Annotated in this window: 18 protein-coding genes; 4 read left to right on the plus strand and 14 right to left on the minus strand. The window is 66.3% G+C overall.

Features of this window, described 5'->3' with window-relative positions; all coding sequences use genetic code 11:
- Positions 1–67 precede the first annotated feature (67 nt).
- The 4 genes from VH326_RS00385 to VH326_RS00400 form a co-directional block, all read right to left on the minus strand.
- Entirely contained in the window at positions 68–526 is a 459-nt protein-coding gene (locus VH326_RS00385) for a MaoC family dehydratase (RefSeq protein WP_329629811.1), read from the minus strand.
- On the minus strand, positions 523–1,800 hold the full coding sequence (locus tag VH326_RS00390) for an ectonucleotide pyrophosphatase/phosphodiesterase (RefSeq protein ID WP_329629812.1): 1,278 nt from the start codon (positions 1,798–1,800) through the stop codon (positions 523–525). The genes VH326_RS00385 and VH326_RS00390 overlap by 4 nt, the downstream gene beginning before the upstream one ends.
- Positions 1,801–1,901: 101 nt before the next feature.
- The gene (locus VH326_RS00395) at positions 1,902–2,642 is read right to left on the minus strand and encodes a MauE/DoxX family redox-associated membrane protein (protein ID WP_329629813.1); all 741 of its coding nucleotides are present in this window, start codon (positions 2,640–2,642) and stop codon (positions 1,902–1,904) included.
- 66 nt (positions 2,643–2,708) lie between these two features.
- The gene (locus VH326_RS00400) at positions 2,709–3,350 is read right to left on the minus strand and encodes a PilZ domain-containing protein (RefSeq protein ID WP_329629814.1); all 642 of its coding nucleotides are present in this window, start codon (positions 3,348–3,350) and stop codon (positions 2,709–2,711) included.
- A gap of 413 nt (positions 3,351–3,763) precedes the next feature.
- Here VH326_RS00400 and VH326_RS00405 point away from each other — a divergent pair, with 413 nt between their 5' ends.
- Positions 3,764–4,651 carry a helix-turn-helix domain-containing protein gene (locus VH326_RS00405; RefSeq protein ID WP_329629815.1) on the plus strand — a complete coding sequence of 296 codons (888 nt, stop codon included), beginning with the start codon at positions 3,764–3,766 and terminating at the stop codon, positions 4,649–4,651.
- Positions 4,652–4,658: 7 nt separating this feature from the next.
- Here the strand turns inward: VH326_RS00405 and ychF are convergent, their stop codons facing one another.
- Together ychF and VH326_RS00415 are read right to left on the minus strand one after the other, a co-directional pair.
- Entirely contained in the window at positions 4,659–5,756 is a 1,098-nt protein-coding gene (ychF, locus tag VH326_RS00410) for a redox-regulated ATPase YchF (protein ID WP_329629816.1), read from the minus strand.
- A 125-nt stretch (positions 5,757–5,881) separates the two neighbouring features.
- Complete coding sequence (locus VH326_RS00415; RefSeq protein ID WP_329629817.1) at positions 5,882–7,459, minus strand: hypothetical protein; 1,578 nt, start codon at positions 7,457–7,459, stop codon at positions 5,882–5,884.
- A gap of 203 nt (positions 7,460–7,662) precedes the next feature.
- On the opposite strand from VH326_RS00415, the gene VH326_RS00420 reads away from it, so the two are divergent.
- Positions 7,663–8,241 carry a hypothetical protein gene (locus tag VH326_RS00420; RefSeq protein WP_329629818.1) on the plus strand — a complete coding sequence of 193 codons (579 nt, stop codon included), beginning with the start codon at positions 7,663–7,665 and terminating at the stop codon, positions 8,239–8,241.
- Between the two features lie 44 nt (positions 8,242–8,285).
- Here VH326_RS00420 and VH326_RS00425 read toward each other — a convergent pair whose 3' ends face one another.
- The 8 genes from VH326_RS00425 to VH326_RS00460 all read right to left on the minus strand — a co-directional run bounded on the left by VH326_RS00425 (position 8,286) and on the right by VH326_RS00460 (position 13,221).
- Complete coding sequence (locus tag VH326_RS00425; RefSeq protein WP_329629819.1) at positions 8,286–8,864, minus strand: TIGR02466 family protein; 579 nt, start codon at positions 8,862–8,864, stop codon at positions 8,286–8,288.
- Positions 8,861–9,430 carry an aminoacyl-tRNA hydrolase gene (gene pth, locus VH326_RS00430; RefSeq protein ID WP_329629820.1) on the minus strand — a complete coding sequence of 190 codons (570 nt, stop codon included), beginning with the start codon at positions 9,428–9,430 and terminating at the stop codon, positions 8,861–8,863. Before pth ends, VH326_RS00425 begins: the two co-directional genes overlap by 4 nt.
- 8 nt (positions 9,431–9,438) lie before the next feature.
- On the minus strand, positions 9,439–9,663 hold the full coding sequence (locus VH326_RS00435) for a hypothetical protein (RefSeq protein ID WP_329629821.1): 225 nt from the start codon (positions 9,661–9,663) through the stop codon (positions 9,439–9,441).
- A gap of 237 nt (positions 9,664–9,900) precedes the next feature.
- A complete protein-coding gene (locus VH326_RS00440) occupies positions 9,901–10,575 on the minus strand; it encodes a 50S ribosomal protein L25/general stress protein Ctc (RefSeq protein ID WP_329629822.1) in 675 nt (224 codons plus the stop codon).
- A gap of 185 nt (positions 10,576–10,760) precedes the next feature.
- Positions 10,761–11,579, minus strand: coding sequence for a TraB/GumN family protein (locus VH326_RS00445; protein ID WP_329629823.1), 819 nt, complete (start codon positions 11,577–11,579; stop codon positions 10,761–10,763).
- A gap of 5 nt (positions 11,580–11,584) precedes the next feature.
- Entirely contained in the window at positions 11,585–12,520 is a 936-nt protein-coding gene (locus VH326_RS00450) for a TraB/GumN family protein (RefSeq protein WP_329629824.1), read from the minus strand.
- Between the two features lie 64 nt (positions 12,521–12,584).
- Positions 12,585–13,019 carry a hypothetical protein gene (locus VH326_RS00455; protein ID WP_329629825.1) on the minus strand — a complete coding sequence of 145 codons (435 nt, stop codon included), beginning with the start codon at positions 13,017–13,019 and terminating at the stop codon, positions 12,585–12,587.
- Positions 13,012–13,221 (minus strand): helix-turn-helix transcriptional regulator, encoded by a 210-nt coding sequence (locus VH326_RS00460; RefSeq protein WP_329629826.1) that lies wholly within the window; start codon positions 13,219–13,221, stop codon positions 13,012–13,014. The genes VH326_RS00455 and VH326_RS00460 overlap by 8 nt, the downstream gene beginning before the upstream one ends.
- Positions 13,222–13,411: 190 nt before the next feature.
- Between VH326_RS00460 and VH326_RS00465 the strand changes: the two genes are divergently transcribed.
- Positions 13,412–14,251: a glycine--tRNA ligase subunit alpha gene (locus tag VH326_RS00465; RefSeq protein WP_329629887.1), complete on the plus strand. Its 840-nt coding sequence runs from the start codon at positions 13,412–13,414 to the stop codon at positions 14,249–14,251.
- Between the two features lie 130 nt (positions 14,252–14,381).
- Complete coding sequence (gene glyS, locus VH326_RS00470) at positions 14,382–16,781, plus strand: glycine--tRNA ligase subunit beta (protein ID WP_329629827.1); 2,400 nt, start codon at positions 14,382–14,384, stop codon at positions 16,779–16,781.
- Positions 16,782–16,803 lie beyond the last annotated feature (22 nt).

Below are 16,803 nucleotides of genomic sequence, written 5' to 3' on the forward strand. Positions count from 1 at the left end.
CTGCGCCAAAAACATAGGTTAGTGTGCCCGTATCGGACCTTTTCCTGCGTTCCGTCTGGAGGCCGGATCAGGCGCTCGGCCTGGTCCGGATCAGGCCGTTGCTGACGAACGTCATCACCGCGACTCCGTCCTGGTTGAGCACGGTCATCCGGCTCTTGAAGATGCCCATTTCGGGGCGGCTCGCCGACACGCGCTTTTCAAGCACTTCGGTCTCGCAGCGCAGCGTATCGCCCGGATAGACGGGCTTGCGCCATTGCAGCTCGTCGATCCCCGGCGAGCCAAGTCCGGCCTGGCGCTGGTGCTTCATATTGTCGACGACCATCGCCATCGTCATCGCGCAGGTGTGCCAGCCGCTCGCCGACAGCCGCCCGAAATGAGTCGCGGCGGCGGCTTCGTCGGACAGGTGGAACGGCTGCGGATCGTATTTGCTCGCGAACGCGATCACTTCGTCGCGCGTGACGACGTAATGGCCGAAGCTCGCCGTGGCGCCGACCACGATATCCTCTAAATATTGAAGATCGCTCACCGCGCGAGCGCCGCGCGGAACGGCGCGTCGTCGCCGTCGAGCCCTTGCCCCGGCGCTAGCCCGAGCAAGTCGCGGAGCAGCGGATCGATATCGACATTGTCGAACGTCGCGATTCTACCGAGCGGCCGGATCGACGGACCGCTGGCGATGAACAAGGCGAGCATGTCGGGCGAGAAATTGTCGTAGCCGTGCGCGCCGCCCTCGATCCTGTGCTTCGGCGTATGCGCGACGACGGTCCAGCCAGTGTCGGGCATGCACAGGATCGCCGGCACGCGCGGGTTGCGGCCGTAATGGAAGCGTTCGGGGACGTCGCCCTTGCGATAGCAAGTGAGGTGCGGCCCGTGTGGCCCGAGCAGCGCCTTTTCGACGGTCGCTTCCTTGCCGGGCTTGGGGTTGATCGAGGCGTAGACGCCGTCCTCGACCACGTCATAGTCGTCGGGGTTGCTGAAGCTGTCGAGCACGATCACGCGGTCGGCGGAGATCGCCGCCATGCCGTGATCGGCGACGATCACGAAATTGACCGGCTGGCCAAGTGCCGCGACCTGGTCGCGCAGCCGGCCGATCGCCTTGTCGACCGAAGCGACCGCAGCGGTGATGTGCGGATCGAACGGTCCATATTGGTGTCCGGCGGTGTCGACCTCATCGAAATAGAGCGTGACGAAGCGCGGGCGAGTCTCGGCCGGTCGCCGCAACCAGTCGACGACGATATCGACCCGCTGGCGGTCGCTGATCGCCATGTTGAACTGAGTCCAGTCCTCGGGCCGCGTGCCGCCGACCAGATCGTTGGGCCAATCCTTCGCCCGGCTGCCGCCCCAGGCGACGTTCGACCCCGGCCAGAACGCGGTCGCGGTGCGGATGCCGGCTTTTTCCGCGGTGACCCAGATCGGCTCGGCGGCGTTCCACCAGAACGGGTCGTCCGACTGCATCGTGAAGGTTTCGCCCGGCCGCGCGGAGTCGAGCATCTTGTTGGCGACGATCCCGGTGCGGTCGGGGCGCAGCCCGGTGACGATCGTCCAGTGATTGGGGAAGGTTTTGGATGGATAGCTCGGCCGCATCGCCGCGCTGATCCCGCTTGCCGCGAGCGCATTCAGGTTGGGAGTCACGCCGCGGTCGAGATAATCGGGGCGGAAGGCGTCGATCGACACCAGGATAGTGACCGGTGCATGAGCCTCTGCCGAGATCTGCGCGGCGGCCATTTGCGGCGGTGGCGGCGCCGCGCACGCTGACAGCGCAGCGGCAAAGGCGAGGGTAACGGCTCGGGCGATCCAGCGCATCGGCGACTCCTGATGATGTGCCGACATGCCGGGCGACAGACGCCGGCGCAAGCTGTCCGCCATCCCCGGCACAGATTGCTCCAGCGCCGGTGCGGCGCGCTTCACCGCGCGATCATCCACACTGCCATTGCCACCATCATCACATTCTCGGTTAGCGACACGAACCCGAGCGGAACGTTGGTCGCGCCGCCGACGCACGCGCATTTGAGCGTCCGCTTATCGATATACACCGCCTTGACCACCGACACCGCGCCGATCGTGCCGATCACCAGCGCGACCGGCACCGACAGCCAGCGTAAAGCGCCCGCCGCCATCAACACGCCCGCCAGCGCCTCAGCGAACGGATAGACGTAGGCGTACGGCACCCAGCGTCGCGCGAGCAGGTCGTAATTGAGGAACATCGTCGAGAAGCTCTCGACATCCTGCAGCTTGAGCATCGCGAGCAGGCACATCGCGAACGACACGAACCATTCGCCCGCGCGGACGGTCAACGGCGTGCCGTACGCGGCAAAGCTCGCCGCCAGCGCCATCGCGGCGGCCATCGCGAACACCGCGATCACCGGGCGATAGCTGGTCTCGCCCTTGGCCGGCACATGCCGGCCGAAGAAACGCCGCAGGTCGTCATTGCCGCCGATCCTTCGCCCATCGATGAACGTCTGCGGCGTGGTTTCGACGCGATGCTCGGCCTTGAATGCGTCGGTTTCCGCGCGAGTCCGCAGCCAATGATCGTCGACCGAATAGCCATGCCGCTCGAGCAGCCATTTCGACTTGAGGCCGAACGGACAGACATGGGCGGGCATGACCATGCGATAGAGAATCGCGCGCTTTGTCGAGTTTGCCATGCGCCGCTTATAGCCCCCGTACCCTGGGGGGGAAGTCAAGCGCGCAGCCGGTCTGCGGGGATCGGCCTATTGCATGACGTGTTGCCGCACGCCGCGAGTCCGCCACGCCGCGAAATCGCGAAAGCTGAGCGGCTGCTTCAACTGCAGTCCGACCTCGCCATCGCGGCACCATCGCACCAGCACGCCGCGCGTGCCCAGCCCTTCGGCGACGACTTGGCAGCCGCCGCCTTCGTACAGCACGCGGTCGGTGCGGATCTTCATGCCGGCCTGCGAGGCATCGACGATCTCGACCGCGAATTCGCGGTCGGCGACTCGCAGCAGCGCGGGCTCGCGGACCTGCACGCGTGGCGGACGGATGCGCCGTCCGAGTTCCTCAATCACTTGATGCGTGAGATATGGGACGATCGGAATGCGGTGGTCGAATTCGACCCCGATCGACATTCCGTCGACCCAGGCGACATACCCGGTCATGCTTCGGCCGGTCTTGAGTTCGAAGCGAACCGGCTCGCCGACCGAAAGCTCGCGATAGACCTCGGCGCGCAGCCCGCCCGCCGACAGGTTGCGCAGGATGCACAGTTCGTCGCCCTGCACGGTTGAAAGCTTCGCCACCTGAAGGATCGTGCGATGGCGTTCGTCGGCGCGGCGATCCCCGGCCAGCGCCGGGATGTCTTCCAAAGTTTGGTTATGATTTACACTAGACGTAGCCATTCGTCCTCTCCGATCAGGCGAGGCCGATAATAGAGAAAAACAATAATAGTTCCAGATTTAAGGTACTTAACGAGCAGTAAACCATGAAGAAACCCAACTGCTCAAGTTATCGATCAATAGCGATAAGGCCCGCTTCGGTATTAGTTCATCGGTTAAACATATTTTCTAAAAATCATTCGCAATAAAATGTGTTGTCTTGTTGACACTCGCCGCTTCCGCGAAGTGGTGCAACCGAATCGCAGTACTCAACACGATCAGCAGACTGACGGCGCTGCGCGACGCGCGCCCCGCCGCCCACTGTCCTGCCCTCGCCGCATGACTCGCGTATAACCCTTTGACTTTCAGCCCGATCGCGGCAAATTCGGGCCGCAGCGGGAGCGATTGTGTCGCCGCGACCGTGCGGGGGACAATATATGGAGCGCGAACAGGTGCCGGTCGCGAACGCCGCCGCGGGCACATCGGTGCGCATCCGCCTCCCCGACGAGCGGCTGCGAAGCTTCGCGACCTTCTATTATTTCGTCGATTGCTTCGACCCGCTCGAGGATTTTCTCTACCCCGAATGGGGCAATGTCCGCTTCACCACGCGCGGGAGCTGGATCGTCCGGCTCGGCGCGCATTATCCGAACCATCCGCTCGAGACCGCACTGTTCGGGCCGACCGATCGCGCCGCCAAGGTAACCAGCCCGAGCGGCAAGACTGTCGGGTTCGGGCTCACGCCGCTCGGGTGGCAGCGGCTGGTCGGAATACCCGCCGAGCAGCTCGCCAATCGAGTCGTCCCCTTGGGCGACGCGATGGGTCGGCCCGACAACAAGTTGCGCGCGGAATTGATCGCGGCGGGCGACGACGACGAAGCGGCGGCGGCGATCTTCGACCGACTGCTGCTCGACCGGCTCGATCAGACCGCGCCGAACCCCGACTGGGCGATCCGGCTCGATCATGTCGTGCGCGAGCGGCCGCACGATGTCGAAGCGTTCGCCGCGCGGCTCGGCGTGTCGCAGCGCACGCTCGCGCGGATGTGCCGCCGCGTGTTCGGGTTCGGATCGAAGCGGCTGCTGCGCCGCCAGCGCTTCCTCACGACGCTCGGCGAGATGCGCATCAACGATCAGCGGCATTACGTCTCGCTGATCGACCCCGATTATTTCGACCAGGCGCATTTCGTTCACGAATTCCGCGAATTCATGGGGTTGAGCCCGACCGAATACCTCTCGGTCCCGCGCCCGCTGATGGGGCAAGCGGCGCTGGTCCAATCGGCGCTGGGAATCCCTTTATCGTTCGCGCTGCCGCCGGCGCCGGAGGAGTGACCGCGCCTCAGCTATGCAGAAAGTGCATCACGTCGCCGTCCTGGACGACGTAGCCCTTGCCCTCGGCGCGGAGCTTGCCGGCCTCGCGCGCGCGGGTTTCGCCGCCTAGAGCCACGTAATCGTCGTACGCGATCGTCTCGGCACGGATGAAGCCCTTTTCGAAATCGGTGTGGATCTCGCCCGCGGCTTGCGGTGCGGTGGCGCCGGCGTGGACGGTCCAGGCGCGCGCTTCCTTGGGGCCGACGGTGAAGAAGGTGAGGAGGTGGAGGAGTTTGTACCCGGCGGTGATCACGCGCGCGAGGCCAGTTTCGTGCAGCCCGAGCTCGGCGAGGAATTCGCCGCGATCCTCCGCCGGCATCGTCGCGATCTCGGCCTCGATCGCCGCCGACACGACCACGGCTTCGGCGCCTTCGGCCGCGGCCTTGTCGAACACCCGCGCGGAATAGGCGTTGCCGGCCGCCGCGTCGGCCTCATCGACGTTGCAGACGTAGAGCACGGGCTTGCCGGTCAGCAATTGCGCCTGCGCGAGCACGCGCTGTTCCTCGACGTCCTTGGGCTGAGTCAGCCGCGCGGGCTTGCCATCGCGCAGCAGGTCGAGCGCTTGCCCCAGCACCGACGCCGCGATCTTCGCTTCCTTGTCGCCCTGCGCCGCCTTCTTGGCGAAAGCGGGCACTCGCTTTTCGAGGCTTTCAAGGTCGGCGAGCATCAACTCGGTCTCGACCGTCTCGGCATCGGCGATCGGGTCGACCTTGCCCTCGACGTGCGTGACGTCGCCATCGTCGAAGCAGCGCAGCACGTGGACGATCGCGTCGACCTCACGGATGTTGCCGAGGAACTGGTTGCCGAGCCCTTCGCCCTTCGACGCGCCGCGCACGAGGCCGGCGATGTCGACGAACGCGAGTTGAGTCTCGATGATCTTCTGCGAGCTGGCGATCGCGGCCAGCTTCGCCAGACGCGGGTCGGGGACGCCGACATTGCCGACATTGGGCTCGATCGTGCAGAAGGGATAGTTCGCCGCCTGCGCCGCGGCGGTTTCGGTCAGCGCGTTGAAAAGCGTCGACTTGCCCACGTTGGGAAGCCCGACGATGCCGCATTTGAAGCCCATGTCTCTCGCAGTCGCAGATGTTCGCAGAAGGGCGGGCATCTAGAGTTCGGACCCGTCACTGGCAATGGCGACCGCTTTGGCGAGCGGCCGATTGCCAGTGACGCGTCCGAACCGCTTGGCGAGCGTCAGCCGTGGCCGTGCTTCTTGTCGCCGCCTCCGCCGTTCCCGCCGCCGCGATTGCCCTTGCCGCCACCGCCGCCGTTGCGGGCGGGTTGCGGCGCGGCTGCCTGGGGCCGCGGCTGGGCGCGCGGCGCTTCCATGCGGGGTGCGCGGGGCGCCTCGACGCGCAGGGCACGCGGTGGCTGGGGAGTGCGGGCGGCGCGACCGCCGCCGTTGCCCTGTCCACGATTGACGCGCGGTTGCGCTTGCGGCTGGGGCCGGGGTTGCGCGCGCGCAGCTTGCAGCTGGGGACGCGGCTGCGGGCGTGCGGCCCGCGGCTGGCGCTTCGGCTGGACGCGAGCGGCGTTGCCCGGATTGCCTTGTGCGGGCTGGCGGCTCACTTGCGCCGGCTGAGCTTTCGTTTGCGGTGGCTGGACGGCGCGGTTGCGGCCGTTGCCGCGTGCGTCCCGCGGGCGCTCGATCCGCGCCTTTGCCGGACCGGCCTGCGGTTCGCGTATGACGCGCATTGGGCCGGTCGCCGGCGAGCCGCGCTGGCCCCTGGCCACTGCGCGACCGGGGTTGGGGCGCGCGGGCACCATGGCTGGCGCATTATCGCGGCCACGCTGATCCGCACGCGCATTGCCGACCGCGCCCTGCGGCGGCTCGCGGCGCGGCGGTTGTGCGGCGGGCCGAGCACGCTCGGCACGTGCCGGGAGGAAGCGGTTCTGGTCGCCCGCCCAGCGCGCCTTGGTCCACGCGACTGGGATCGCGCGCGGCGGCGGCGGGGTGCGGAAATCCTGCGAGCGCCACTCGGCGAAGCGCCGCGTATCGGCCTGGCGACGGACATCTTCCTCGCGCCAATAGGTCGCCTCGCGCGCCGCCGCCTTGGCGTGATAGTCGCGCCATTGCGGCTGGCGCTCGCGCAACGCGGTCCAGCGCGAGCGCGAAGCCGCGATCGCCGACGACCGCGCCGCCCAATCGACGGCGGCTACCGCGCGCCGCTGGCGCTCGCGCGACGCCGCGTACAGGTCGCGCCCGCGCGCGAAATAGCGCGACGCATAGTCCACGCGCGGGCCGTAATCGGCGTACGGCACGACCCCGCCGAAATCGTCATAGACGACCGCGAGATTGCCGTTGTCATAGCCATAGCCATAATCGGGATCGCGCACGAAATAGGGCACGTCGGCGCCGGGGCGGTAATAATAAGAGCGATAGCCGCCGTCGATCGGCTCGACGAACACGACCGACTGGTCGTACCCTTCCCACGCCCAGGGATCGGTGCCGCCATAGTCGAAATAATAATCGGGCGGCGCATCGCCCAGCGCGTCCTGATAGTCGTACGCCGCGTCGGCATAGCCGTAATAATCGCCCGGATCGGCGACGCGGACGGTGCGCAGCGGCCGCGCGCCAGGCAAGGCCGCGGCGGCGGGCGCGGTCGGCCACGGCGTCGCGGGACCGGCGGCGAGCGGCAGAGTCGCGGGAAGCTGCGGCAGCGACGCGGCGGTCATCTGGCTGTCACTGGCCTGGCCGCCGCACCCGCTCAGCGCGACCGCGATGGCGATCGCGGCGGTGGCGCCGGTAATGCGAAACATCGACTTGGTCATCGTTCGTCTCCGGTAACGATCCCCCGGAAACCGCCATCTCTAACGCATCGTTCCTTAACTCGCGCTGGCCCGGCTGTTCATCTGGAGGCTTCAGTCGTTTTCCGGGTGAAACCATCGATTGCGCCGCGAGCGGCGTCATGCCACCATCGGTAGCGAAGGATCGCGCTCAGGGGAGGGTGGCGATACTTCGGGGGGATGGGGACATGATCAAGGCGATCCACGCCGGCCTGGCGCTGATGGCGGCATCGTGCCTGCTGTGCCCGGGGCTCGCATCGGCGCGGCAGGGACAGCCGAGGTCCGTCGCGGCCGCCCGCATCGGCCTGATCACTTCGCGCAGCCCAAGGATGGAGCCGCAACTGGTGCGGCGCGGCGGCTATACCGCGATCGCGGCGATGGTCCGCCCGCGCTTCGTGCCCGGCATGCTCGATATCTACCCCAGCGCGACCTCCGGGTTCCGGCTGTCGATCGGCAACCGCTATTTCAACAAGGTCAACTACACCGCCGCGGCCGAGCAAGCGTCGCACGGGCTGCTCTACGATCCGCACATGGTCCGCGGCGGCATAGGGCTGATGCGCGCGTTCCGCCGCTACACGCCCGCGCTGACGATCGGCTATGACGTGGCGATGGCACCGCGGCTTGTCGTCGGACTGGAAGGCGGCGCGCTCAGCGGCCGCGCGATCAACCAGGGCCCGCGCGGCCGGGCGTTCCGCAACGACGATCGTCTGGCATCCCACGCCGGGCTCAACCCGATCGCCACGTTCGCGATCCGCTACGCGTTCTAGTCGCCGCGCCCGGCACCGTCTCCGGCGCGAGTCGGCAAACGATCTCAACGGTAATTGAAGCTGATGCTGATTCGGTCGTGCCTGGCCGCGTTTGGCATCACTTCGTGGCGGAGCCAGCTTTCCCACAGATACACGCTGCCCTCGGCCGGCTCGATATAGACGAACGTCCCCGGCCGCGACGGCGCCGCCATCATCAGCGGGAGCCGCGGATCCTCGAGCTTGAGCGCACCCGATCCCGGCGGCACCGCGACATAGAGCGTGCCCGACACGACGCTGTGCGGGTGAATATGCCCCGAATGGGTGCCGCCGGGGCGCAGTACGTTGACCCACAGGCTGTCGAGCTTGAGCTTCTTGCCGAGTTCGAAGCCGGCTTGCCTGGCGAAGGCCGCGACGTGGCGGTCGAGCAGCCGGACGAGATCGCCGAACCGCGGATCGCGCAGCGGCAAATCGTTCAGCGAAGCGTAGGAGGTGTAACCGCGATAGCCATGCGCCTTCGACCAGCGCCGTCCGGCGCCGTCCTCGGCCGCCAGGTCGCGGCAGGCATCGACGAGTTCTGCGACCAGGCCGGGGTCGCCGAGCGCAGCGTCGTAGAATTGCGTGGCGAAAAGGTCGCGGACCGTCATGGCTGAAGCCTGAGCGCGACGTCGTTCATGAACCGCGCGTCGTCGCCTTTGGCCAGCCAGTCCGCCTCCGCCGCGATCGCGCCGAGCAGGTCGGACAGATCCTCGATCTCGCTCTTGGCGTAGTTCCCGAGCACGTGCCCGGTCACTCGGTCCTTGTGTCCCGGATGTCCGATCCCGATCCGCACGCGGCGAAACGCGTCGCCGATATGCTGGACGGTCGAACGCATGCCGTTATGCCCCGCGGTCCCGCCGCCGCGCTTGACGCGCACCTTGAACGGATCCAGGTCGAGCTCGTCGTAGAATACCGTCACGTCTTGGGCCTCAAGCTTGTAAAAGCGCATCGCCTCCCCGATCGAGCGGCCGCTGTCGTTCATGAAGGTTGCGGGCTTGAGCAGCATTACCTTCTCGCCGCCTACTCGCCCCTCCTGCGTCCAGCCCTGGAACTGCTTCTTGACGCCGCCGAAATCGTGCACCTCGGCGATCGCGTCGACCGCCATGAAGCCGACGTTGTGCCGATGCATCGCATATTGCGCGCCGGGATTTCCGAGGCCGACCCAGAGTTGCATTATTCGTTTTATTTCTTCGGGGGCGCGATTGAGGACAGCGCATTCTTAGCGCGGTCCATCACGATCCCCGCGCGCTGCGCGCACGGTTTGCCGAAGGAGGGCAGTTCATCCATGTGAGAGCCGAATGCGGCGGCGAATCCGCGCGCCGCTTGGTTCATTGAGGCGACATCGGGGAATTTCTGGGCAAGTCGCTCGACATACACGCCCACTACCACCTGCAGTCCGCCCTGCATCGAACTCCCCGTCGGCGCGCGGCCCGATTCAACTAACATCACCGTATAGCAGACGAAATCTGGGTCGGCCCCGTGTGTGTCCGGTAACGACCTTGGGGCCACGTCTGCGGACGATGTCGCCTGGGCTGGAGAGATCGCGAGCAAGGCCAACGGCAACAACGAAAGCACGAAAAAACCTCCCCGAATCGCTTCGGGGAGGTTCTAGGATCGAACGGCGCGGCGCGCCATCGACGATGCTTACTCGGCGGTCGTGTCGTTCTCCGCGGCCGGCGCTTCGGCTTCGCCCTCGGTCGGAACCTCGTCGGCCTCGGCCTCGGTCTCGTTATCGCCCTCGGTCGACTTGAGCGCCGAAGGTGCGACGATCGTCGCGATGGTGAAGTCGCGATCGTCGATCGCCGACTTGGCGCCCTTGGGCAGATCGACCTGCGAGATGTGGATCGAATCGCCGACGTCGAGCCCCGCGAGCGAGATCGTGATCTCGCCCGGAATGTCGGCGGCATCGACGATCAGTTCGAGCTCGTGGCGAACGACGTTGAGCACGCCGCCCTTCTTGATGCCCTTCGACGATTCCTCGTCGGTGAACACCACCGGCACGTTGACGTGGACGCTCGCGTGCTCGCTGATGCGCAGGAAGTCGACATGGATCGGGCGATCGCTGACGACGTCGAACGCGACGTCCTTGGGCAAGGTGCGGGTCGGCTTGCCGGCGACGTCGATCATGACGACCGAATTCATGAAATGCCCGGTCATCAGCGCGCGGGTCAGCGCCTTCTCTTCCACGTGGATCGAGACGGGGTCCTGCTTCATGCCATAGATGACGGCGGGCACGCGGCCATTGCGGCGCAGATCACGCGAGGCTCCCTTGCCTCCACGGTCGCGCGTCTCGGCGGCGAGCGTCAGTTGGTCGCTCATTGATAGTCTCCGAAATACGTTGGGTTCAGGATATTCCCGCGCACGCCTCCAGGGATGACCACGCTGCGGAAGCGCGCGCCACTAGCGGAGAAGGCGGGAAAGCGCAACCCGTCGCCCCGGCGGAAGGCCCTGGCCGCTGGCCGCATTTCCAAGCAGCGGCCCCGGCCTTCGCCGGGGCGACGATGCTATTGCACTCGCTCGACCCTAAACCCGCGCGCCTCGAGCAAATCCACCAACGAATCCTTCCCCGCCAGATGCCCCGCGCCGACCGCGACCAGCACCTTGCCCGGCTGTCCCATCCGCTCGACCACCCAATCCGCCCAGCGGCGGTTGGCGGCAGTGACGAGGAACGGGCGGAGTTCCTTCGACGGGCCGGCCTTGTTGAACGCCGAAAGGTCGCCGCGTGCCCAGGCGTCCTCGACGGTCTCGTAATCGGGCTCGCTCAGCGCTTCCTCGAGCATGCGCTGCTGGAGTTGCGGCGGCAATATGTCGAGCGCGCGGAGCTGGTCGCCCGGGGCTTCGAGCGCCACGCGCTTCCTCCCGCGGAACGCGTCCCACAATTGCGCGTCGACCCCGTCCTTCGCAGTCGCGCCCGCATCGAGCGCGTCGCCGGTCGACAGCATCACCGCCGCCGCCCAGTCTTTATAGCCGTCGAACGCGTCCGCCGCCTGCCCGGTGCGGCGGATTGCCTTGGCCAGCGCTTCGCGGCGATCGGGCGCGACTCGCTTGTCGAGCGGCGGCAGTCCCGGCGCCTTGGCGATCGCATCGAAGCCGCCTTCCGCGTCGGGATCGCTCTCCAGCACCAGCGTGTCCGCCTGGTCTATCGCGCGTGTGACCGCATCGTCGCGCCAGTCGGTGCGGGGCGGGAGCACGTGCATCGACCCCAGCAGCCAGATCGTCGTGTCGCCGTCGCGCACCACGAACAACGGCGGCTTGGCCTGCTCCGACGCCAGCGAGCAGGACGCGAGCAGCCCCGCCAGCGCGACTGCGGTGAGGGCGCGCAAGCGGCTCAATAGGCAACCCGAGTTGCGCGCAGCCCGAGCGCCTTCAACTGCTCGATCACGCTCTTCTGCCCGGCCAAATGCCCCGCGCCGACCGCGATGAACACCGTGCCGGGCCTGGCCATCCGCGCCTTGATCCACTGCGCCCACCGCGCGTTGCGGTCGTACAGCAACGTCTTGGCGAGCTCGGGCGAATCGGTCAGCCCCTCGTTCATATATTCGCCGAGCTTGGCCGGATCGCCTTTCGACCAGGCTGCGACCATCCCGTCCATCATCTGTGCGGTCTTGGGCATGTCCTTGAGCGTCGATTCGAGGAACTCGATCTGGGTCGGTTCGGACAGGTTGGCGAGATAGCCGATCTGCTGCTCGGGGGTCTCCAGCCCCTCGACCGGCTTGTTCTCGGTCGCGGCGGCGGCGGTCAGCACGCTTTCGGGGCCGCTGGCGGGATCGTAGCCGAGGTTCAACAGCGGCAGGATCGACAGGTTGGTCGCGGCGAACCATGGCCGCATGCGGTCGAACGCGGTGGCGGGAAGCCCGAGATCCTTGAGCGCGCCGACATAGGCCGGGCGGTCGGCGGCGGGCAGGCGGTCGGGCAGCGCCGGGCCGTCGGTGGTGATCGCGTTCTTGATCACCAGCGACTGCATCGCGGCGGGCGCCGGTTGGACCATTTCGAGCACCAGCGCGTCGCTCGAATCGAACGCTTTCTTGACCGCTTCGTCGAACCAGCTGAGCCCCGGCTTGAGCACGTGGATCGTCCCGAACAGGTAGATCGTGGTGTCCTTGTCCTTGACCACCCACAAAGCCGGATCGGCATCGACCGCGGCTGGGGCGGGCTTGGCGGGCGCGGCGGGGAGCGTCGGCGTCGGCGCGCTGGTCTGCGCGGCGACGGCACCGGTCAGCAACAGCGCGCAAGTCGCGGCGGCTGTCATCAAGCGTTTGATCATCGTGTCATTGTCCTTGGTCCGGAAACGATTGTCGGCAGGTAGATCGGTACGGCGGCGCCTTCCGTCATCCCCTGAAGCGTAGAAAGAGCGAAACGAGCGCCATTATGCCATAGGCGATCACGAACATGCCGAGCGCGCTTGGTTGCGGGACGAAGCCGCCGGCGGCGAGCATTTGCCACGCCGGATAGCCGCCGATCACGGCGAGGCAACCGGCGGTCATCGCCTTCATGTTGCGCTTCGCCTTCATCTCGTCGACCTTGACGAACATGTAGAGCGGCAGCGCGACCAGCGCGATCAGGCACCCCGCTGCCATCAGCACCGCGGCCGCCGGGTTGAGCGTCAGGTGCGCCGGATCGAACCCGCCTTTGCCGGCGCTCGAGCCGCCGATCACGCCGCCCAGAATTCCGCCCAGCGCGCCGCCCCCGATGATCAGCATCAGCATGAACCGCCGTCGCGCACGCCCCGCGCGCTCGCCGGGTCCGAGATCGTGCTCAGCCATCGATAGTCCCCTCTCCATCGTCGAAAATCTCCTCGATCCGCATCGCGAACAGCCGGCCGATGCGGAATGCGAGCGGCAGGGAAGGGTCGTACTTTCCCGTTTCGATCGCGTTGACCGCCTGGCGCGACACGTCGAGCCGCCCGGCCAGTTCGGCCTGGCTCCAGTCGCGTTCGGCGCGCAGCACCTTGAGGCGGTTCTTCATCAATGCATCCAATCGCTGTCGCGATGACCTGACCTTATGTCAGGGTCGCATGACTAATAGCGTGATTCGGGCGCGTGTCAACAACACCTTACAAAAAGTCGCTATACCCCGACTTTTCCGCCGCTCGCTTGACCGCCGCTAGGCGCTTCGCCAAAGCCGCGGCGTGACGCAACCGCTCTCTTTCCAGCGCATGATCCTGACGCTCCACGATTACTGGAGCAATCATGGTTGCCTGATCCTCCAGCCGTACGACATGCGGATGGGGGCGGGGACGTTCCACACCGCGACGACGCTCCGCGCGCTCGGCCCGGAGCCGTGGAACGCCGCGTTCGTCCAGCCTTGCCGCCGCCCAACCGACGGTCGCTACGGCGAGAACCCCAACCGGCTGCAGCATTATTACCAGTATCAGGTGATCCTGAAGCCCAGCCCGCCCGATTTGCAGGACCTCTATCTCGGCAGCCTCGCGGCGATCGGCATCGACTTCACTCGGCACGACATCCGCTTCGTCGAGGACGATTGGGAAAGCCCCACGCTCGGCGCATGGGGGCTCGGCTGGGAAGTGTGGTGTGACGGGATGGAAGTCACCCAGTTCACCTATTTCCAGCAGATGGGCGGTTTCGATTGCAAGCCGGTCGCTGGCGAGCTGACCTATGGCTTGGAGCGGCTGGCGCTGTATCTGCAGAACAAGGATTCGATCTACGACCTCGCGTACAACGACGCCGGGGTGACCTATGGCGATGTGTTCCTCGAGAACGAGATCGAGCAATCGACCTGGAACTTCGAGGTCGCCGACACCGAGACGCTGTTCGACCTGTTCCGCAAGGCGGCGGCCGAGTGCGAGAATTGCCTGAGCGCAAAGCTGCCGATCCCCGCCTACGAGCAAGCGATCGAGGCGAGCCATATCTTCAACCTGCTGAACGCGCGCGGGGTGATCTCGGTGGCGGAGCGGCAGGCGTATATCGGGCGCGTGCGCGATCTGGCGAAGGGCTCGTGTCAGGCGTGGATGGAGAAAAACGGGTGGGCGGCGTGAGCGGTTTGAAGAAGAAGACCCTCACCCCGGCCCTCTCCCGCGAAAAGCGGGAGAGGGAGAAGAGTGCGCGCCTTCTTCAAGCCCTCTCCCGCCTTCGCGGGAGAGGGTTGGGTGAGGGTCTTCTTCCCTCATGACCGACTTCCTCCTCGAACTCCGCTCGGAGGAAATCCCCGCGCGGATGCAGGATAAGGCGCGGGATGATCTTGCGCGGTTGTTCTCCGCCGAGTTGGAGAAAGCGGGACTGCGCGCCGATGCGATCGTCACCTTCGCGACGCCGCGCCGGCTGGCGCTGATCGCGCGCGACCTGCCGGCCGAGACGACAGCAGTGAGCGAGGAAGTGAAGGGCCCGCGCGTCGGCGCGCCGCCGCAAGCGCTGGAAGGGTTCCTGCGCAAGACCGGGCTTGCCGCCGACCAGCTCGTCGAGCGCGACGGGGTGTTGTTCGCGGTGATCGACAAGCCCGGACGCCAAACCGCCGACGTGCTGGCGGAAGCGATCCCCGCGATCGTCCGCCAATTCCCTTGGCCCAAATCGATGCGCTGGGGCGAGGCGTCGGCGAGCACCGAAAGCCTGCGCTGGGTCCGTCCGCTGCACGGCATCGTCGCATTGCTCGGGGAAGATGTCGTGCCGGTCGAGATTGCCGGGGTCCGCTCCGGCGCGGCGACGGTCGGCCACCGCTTCCACCATCCCGGCGTGACCACAATCGGATCGGCGGCGGATTACGAGGAGAAACTGCGCGCCTGCCACGTCATCGTCGACCACGACCAGCGCCGCGCGATCATCCGCGAGCGGGCGGCCGCCCTGGCGGGCGAGGCGGGACTCGAACTGGTCGAGGACGAGGGGCTGGTCGCCGAGAATGCCGGGCTGACCGAATGGCCGGTGCCGCTGCTCGGGCGCTTCGACGAGGCGTTCCTCGAAGTCCCGCACGAGGTGATCCAGCTCACGGCTCGCGTAAACCAGAAGTATTTCGTGTGCCGCGGCGCTGGCGGGAAACTCGCCAATGCTTTCATCTGTACCGCCAATATCGACGCCACGGATGGTGGTGCCGCGATCGTCGAGGGCAACCGCAAGGTGCTCGCCGCGCGGTTGAGCGATGCGCGGTTCTTCTACGAGACCGACTTGAAGGTGCCGCTCGACGAGCAGGCCAGGAAGCTCGACAAGATCGTGTTTCATGAGAAGCTCGGCACGGTCGCCGACAAGGTCGAGCGGGTCGCCAAGCTCGCGCGCTGGCTGGTCGTGGAAGGGGTCGTCACCCCGGCGAAGGCCGGGGCCGCCGGGTTGTCAGGCGATGCGGGTGCCCAAAATGTAGCGGCCCCGGCCTCCGCCGGGGTGACGGAATTGGCCGCTCAGGCCGAACGCGCCGCGCGGCTGGCAAAGGCCGACCTCGTCACCGGCATGGTCGGCGAATTCCCCGAGCTTCAGGGCGTGATGGGCGGCTATTACGCCGCCGCGCAGGGCGAGGACGCGGCGGTCGCCGAAGCGATCCGCGATCATTACAAGCCGGTCGGGCAGGGCGACGACGTCCCTACCGCGCCGGTGACGGTGGCGGCTAGTCTGGCGGATAAGCTGGATACGATTTCCTCATTCTTTGCCATCGATGAAAAACCGACAGGATCGAAAGATCCTTTTGCTCTTCGCCGGGCAGCCAACGGCGTTATTGCGTTGTTGATCGCCAACAACGTTCGCCTAAAAATTCGGGCGGGGGTTGAATTTTCGATCGTCTCAGTTTTGGCAAAGAACGAGACGGATCGAGTTTATGATCACCGGCTAAGGGAAGCACTCAGTGGGCCCGTCGCTGGTTGGCACGAACGATTTGCCGCTCTCGGCGCGAAGCGTTGGGGGCTGTCGGACGACAGGTGGGCGGATGACGACAAAACGCGCGGATTTGTCAGCCAAGAACATTCTGGCGACCTGCAAGAGGTCGAAGCCTTTTGCGCGATTAGGCATCTCTGGATTATCAATTTCTTCGCCGACCGCCTCAAGGTCCAACAACGCGAAGCCGGGGTCCGGCACGACCTGATCGACGCGGTGTTCGCATTGGGTGGGGAGGACGACCTTGTGCGCCTGCTCGCCCGTGTCCGCGCGCTGCAATCGTTCGTCGGGACCGAGGATGGGGCGAATTTGCTCGCGGGGTACAAGCGGGCGGCGAATATTTTGAAGAAGGAAAACTTCGATAGTGCTCCGGCGCAGGCCGGAGCGGTGGCGAGCGAAGCATCCGACGACGCAGCGCTCCGGCCTTCGCCGGAGCACGACGCGCAGAAACAACTTTCCTACACGCCCGAAAAGGCAGAAACCGCCCTCATCGCCGCGCTCGACGCCGCCGAACCTGCCGCTGCCGATGCGGTGGGCCGCGAGGACTTCGAAGCGGCGATGGCTGCGCTCGCGACGCTTCGTGCGCCAATCGATGCGTTCTTTGACAGTGTGACGGTGAACGACCCGGAACCGGCCAAGCGCTCGGCCCGTTTGGCGTTGCTCGCGCGGGTGCGCGACGCGGTACATTCGGTTGCCGATTTCTCGAAGATCGAGGGCTGACAAACCCTTTATAGTGTAATCT

The organism is Sphingomonas sp., from assembly GCF_036269755.1.
Taxonomy (GTDB): domain Bacteria; phylum Pseudomonadota; class Alphaproteobacteria; order Sphingomonadales; family Sphingomonadaceae; genus Sphingomonas.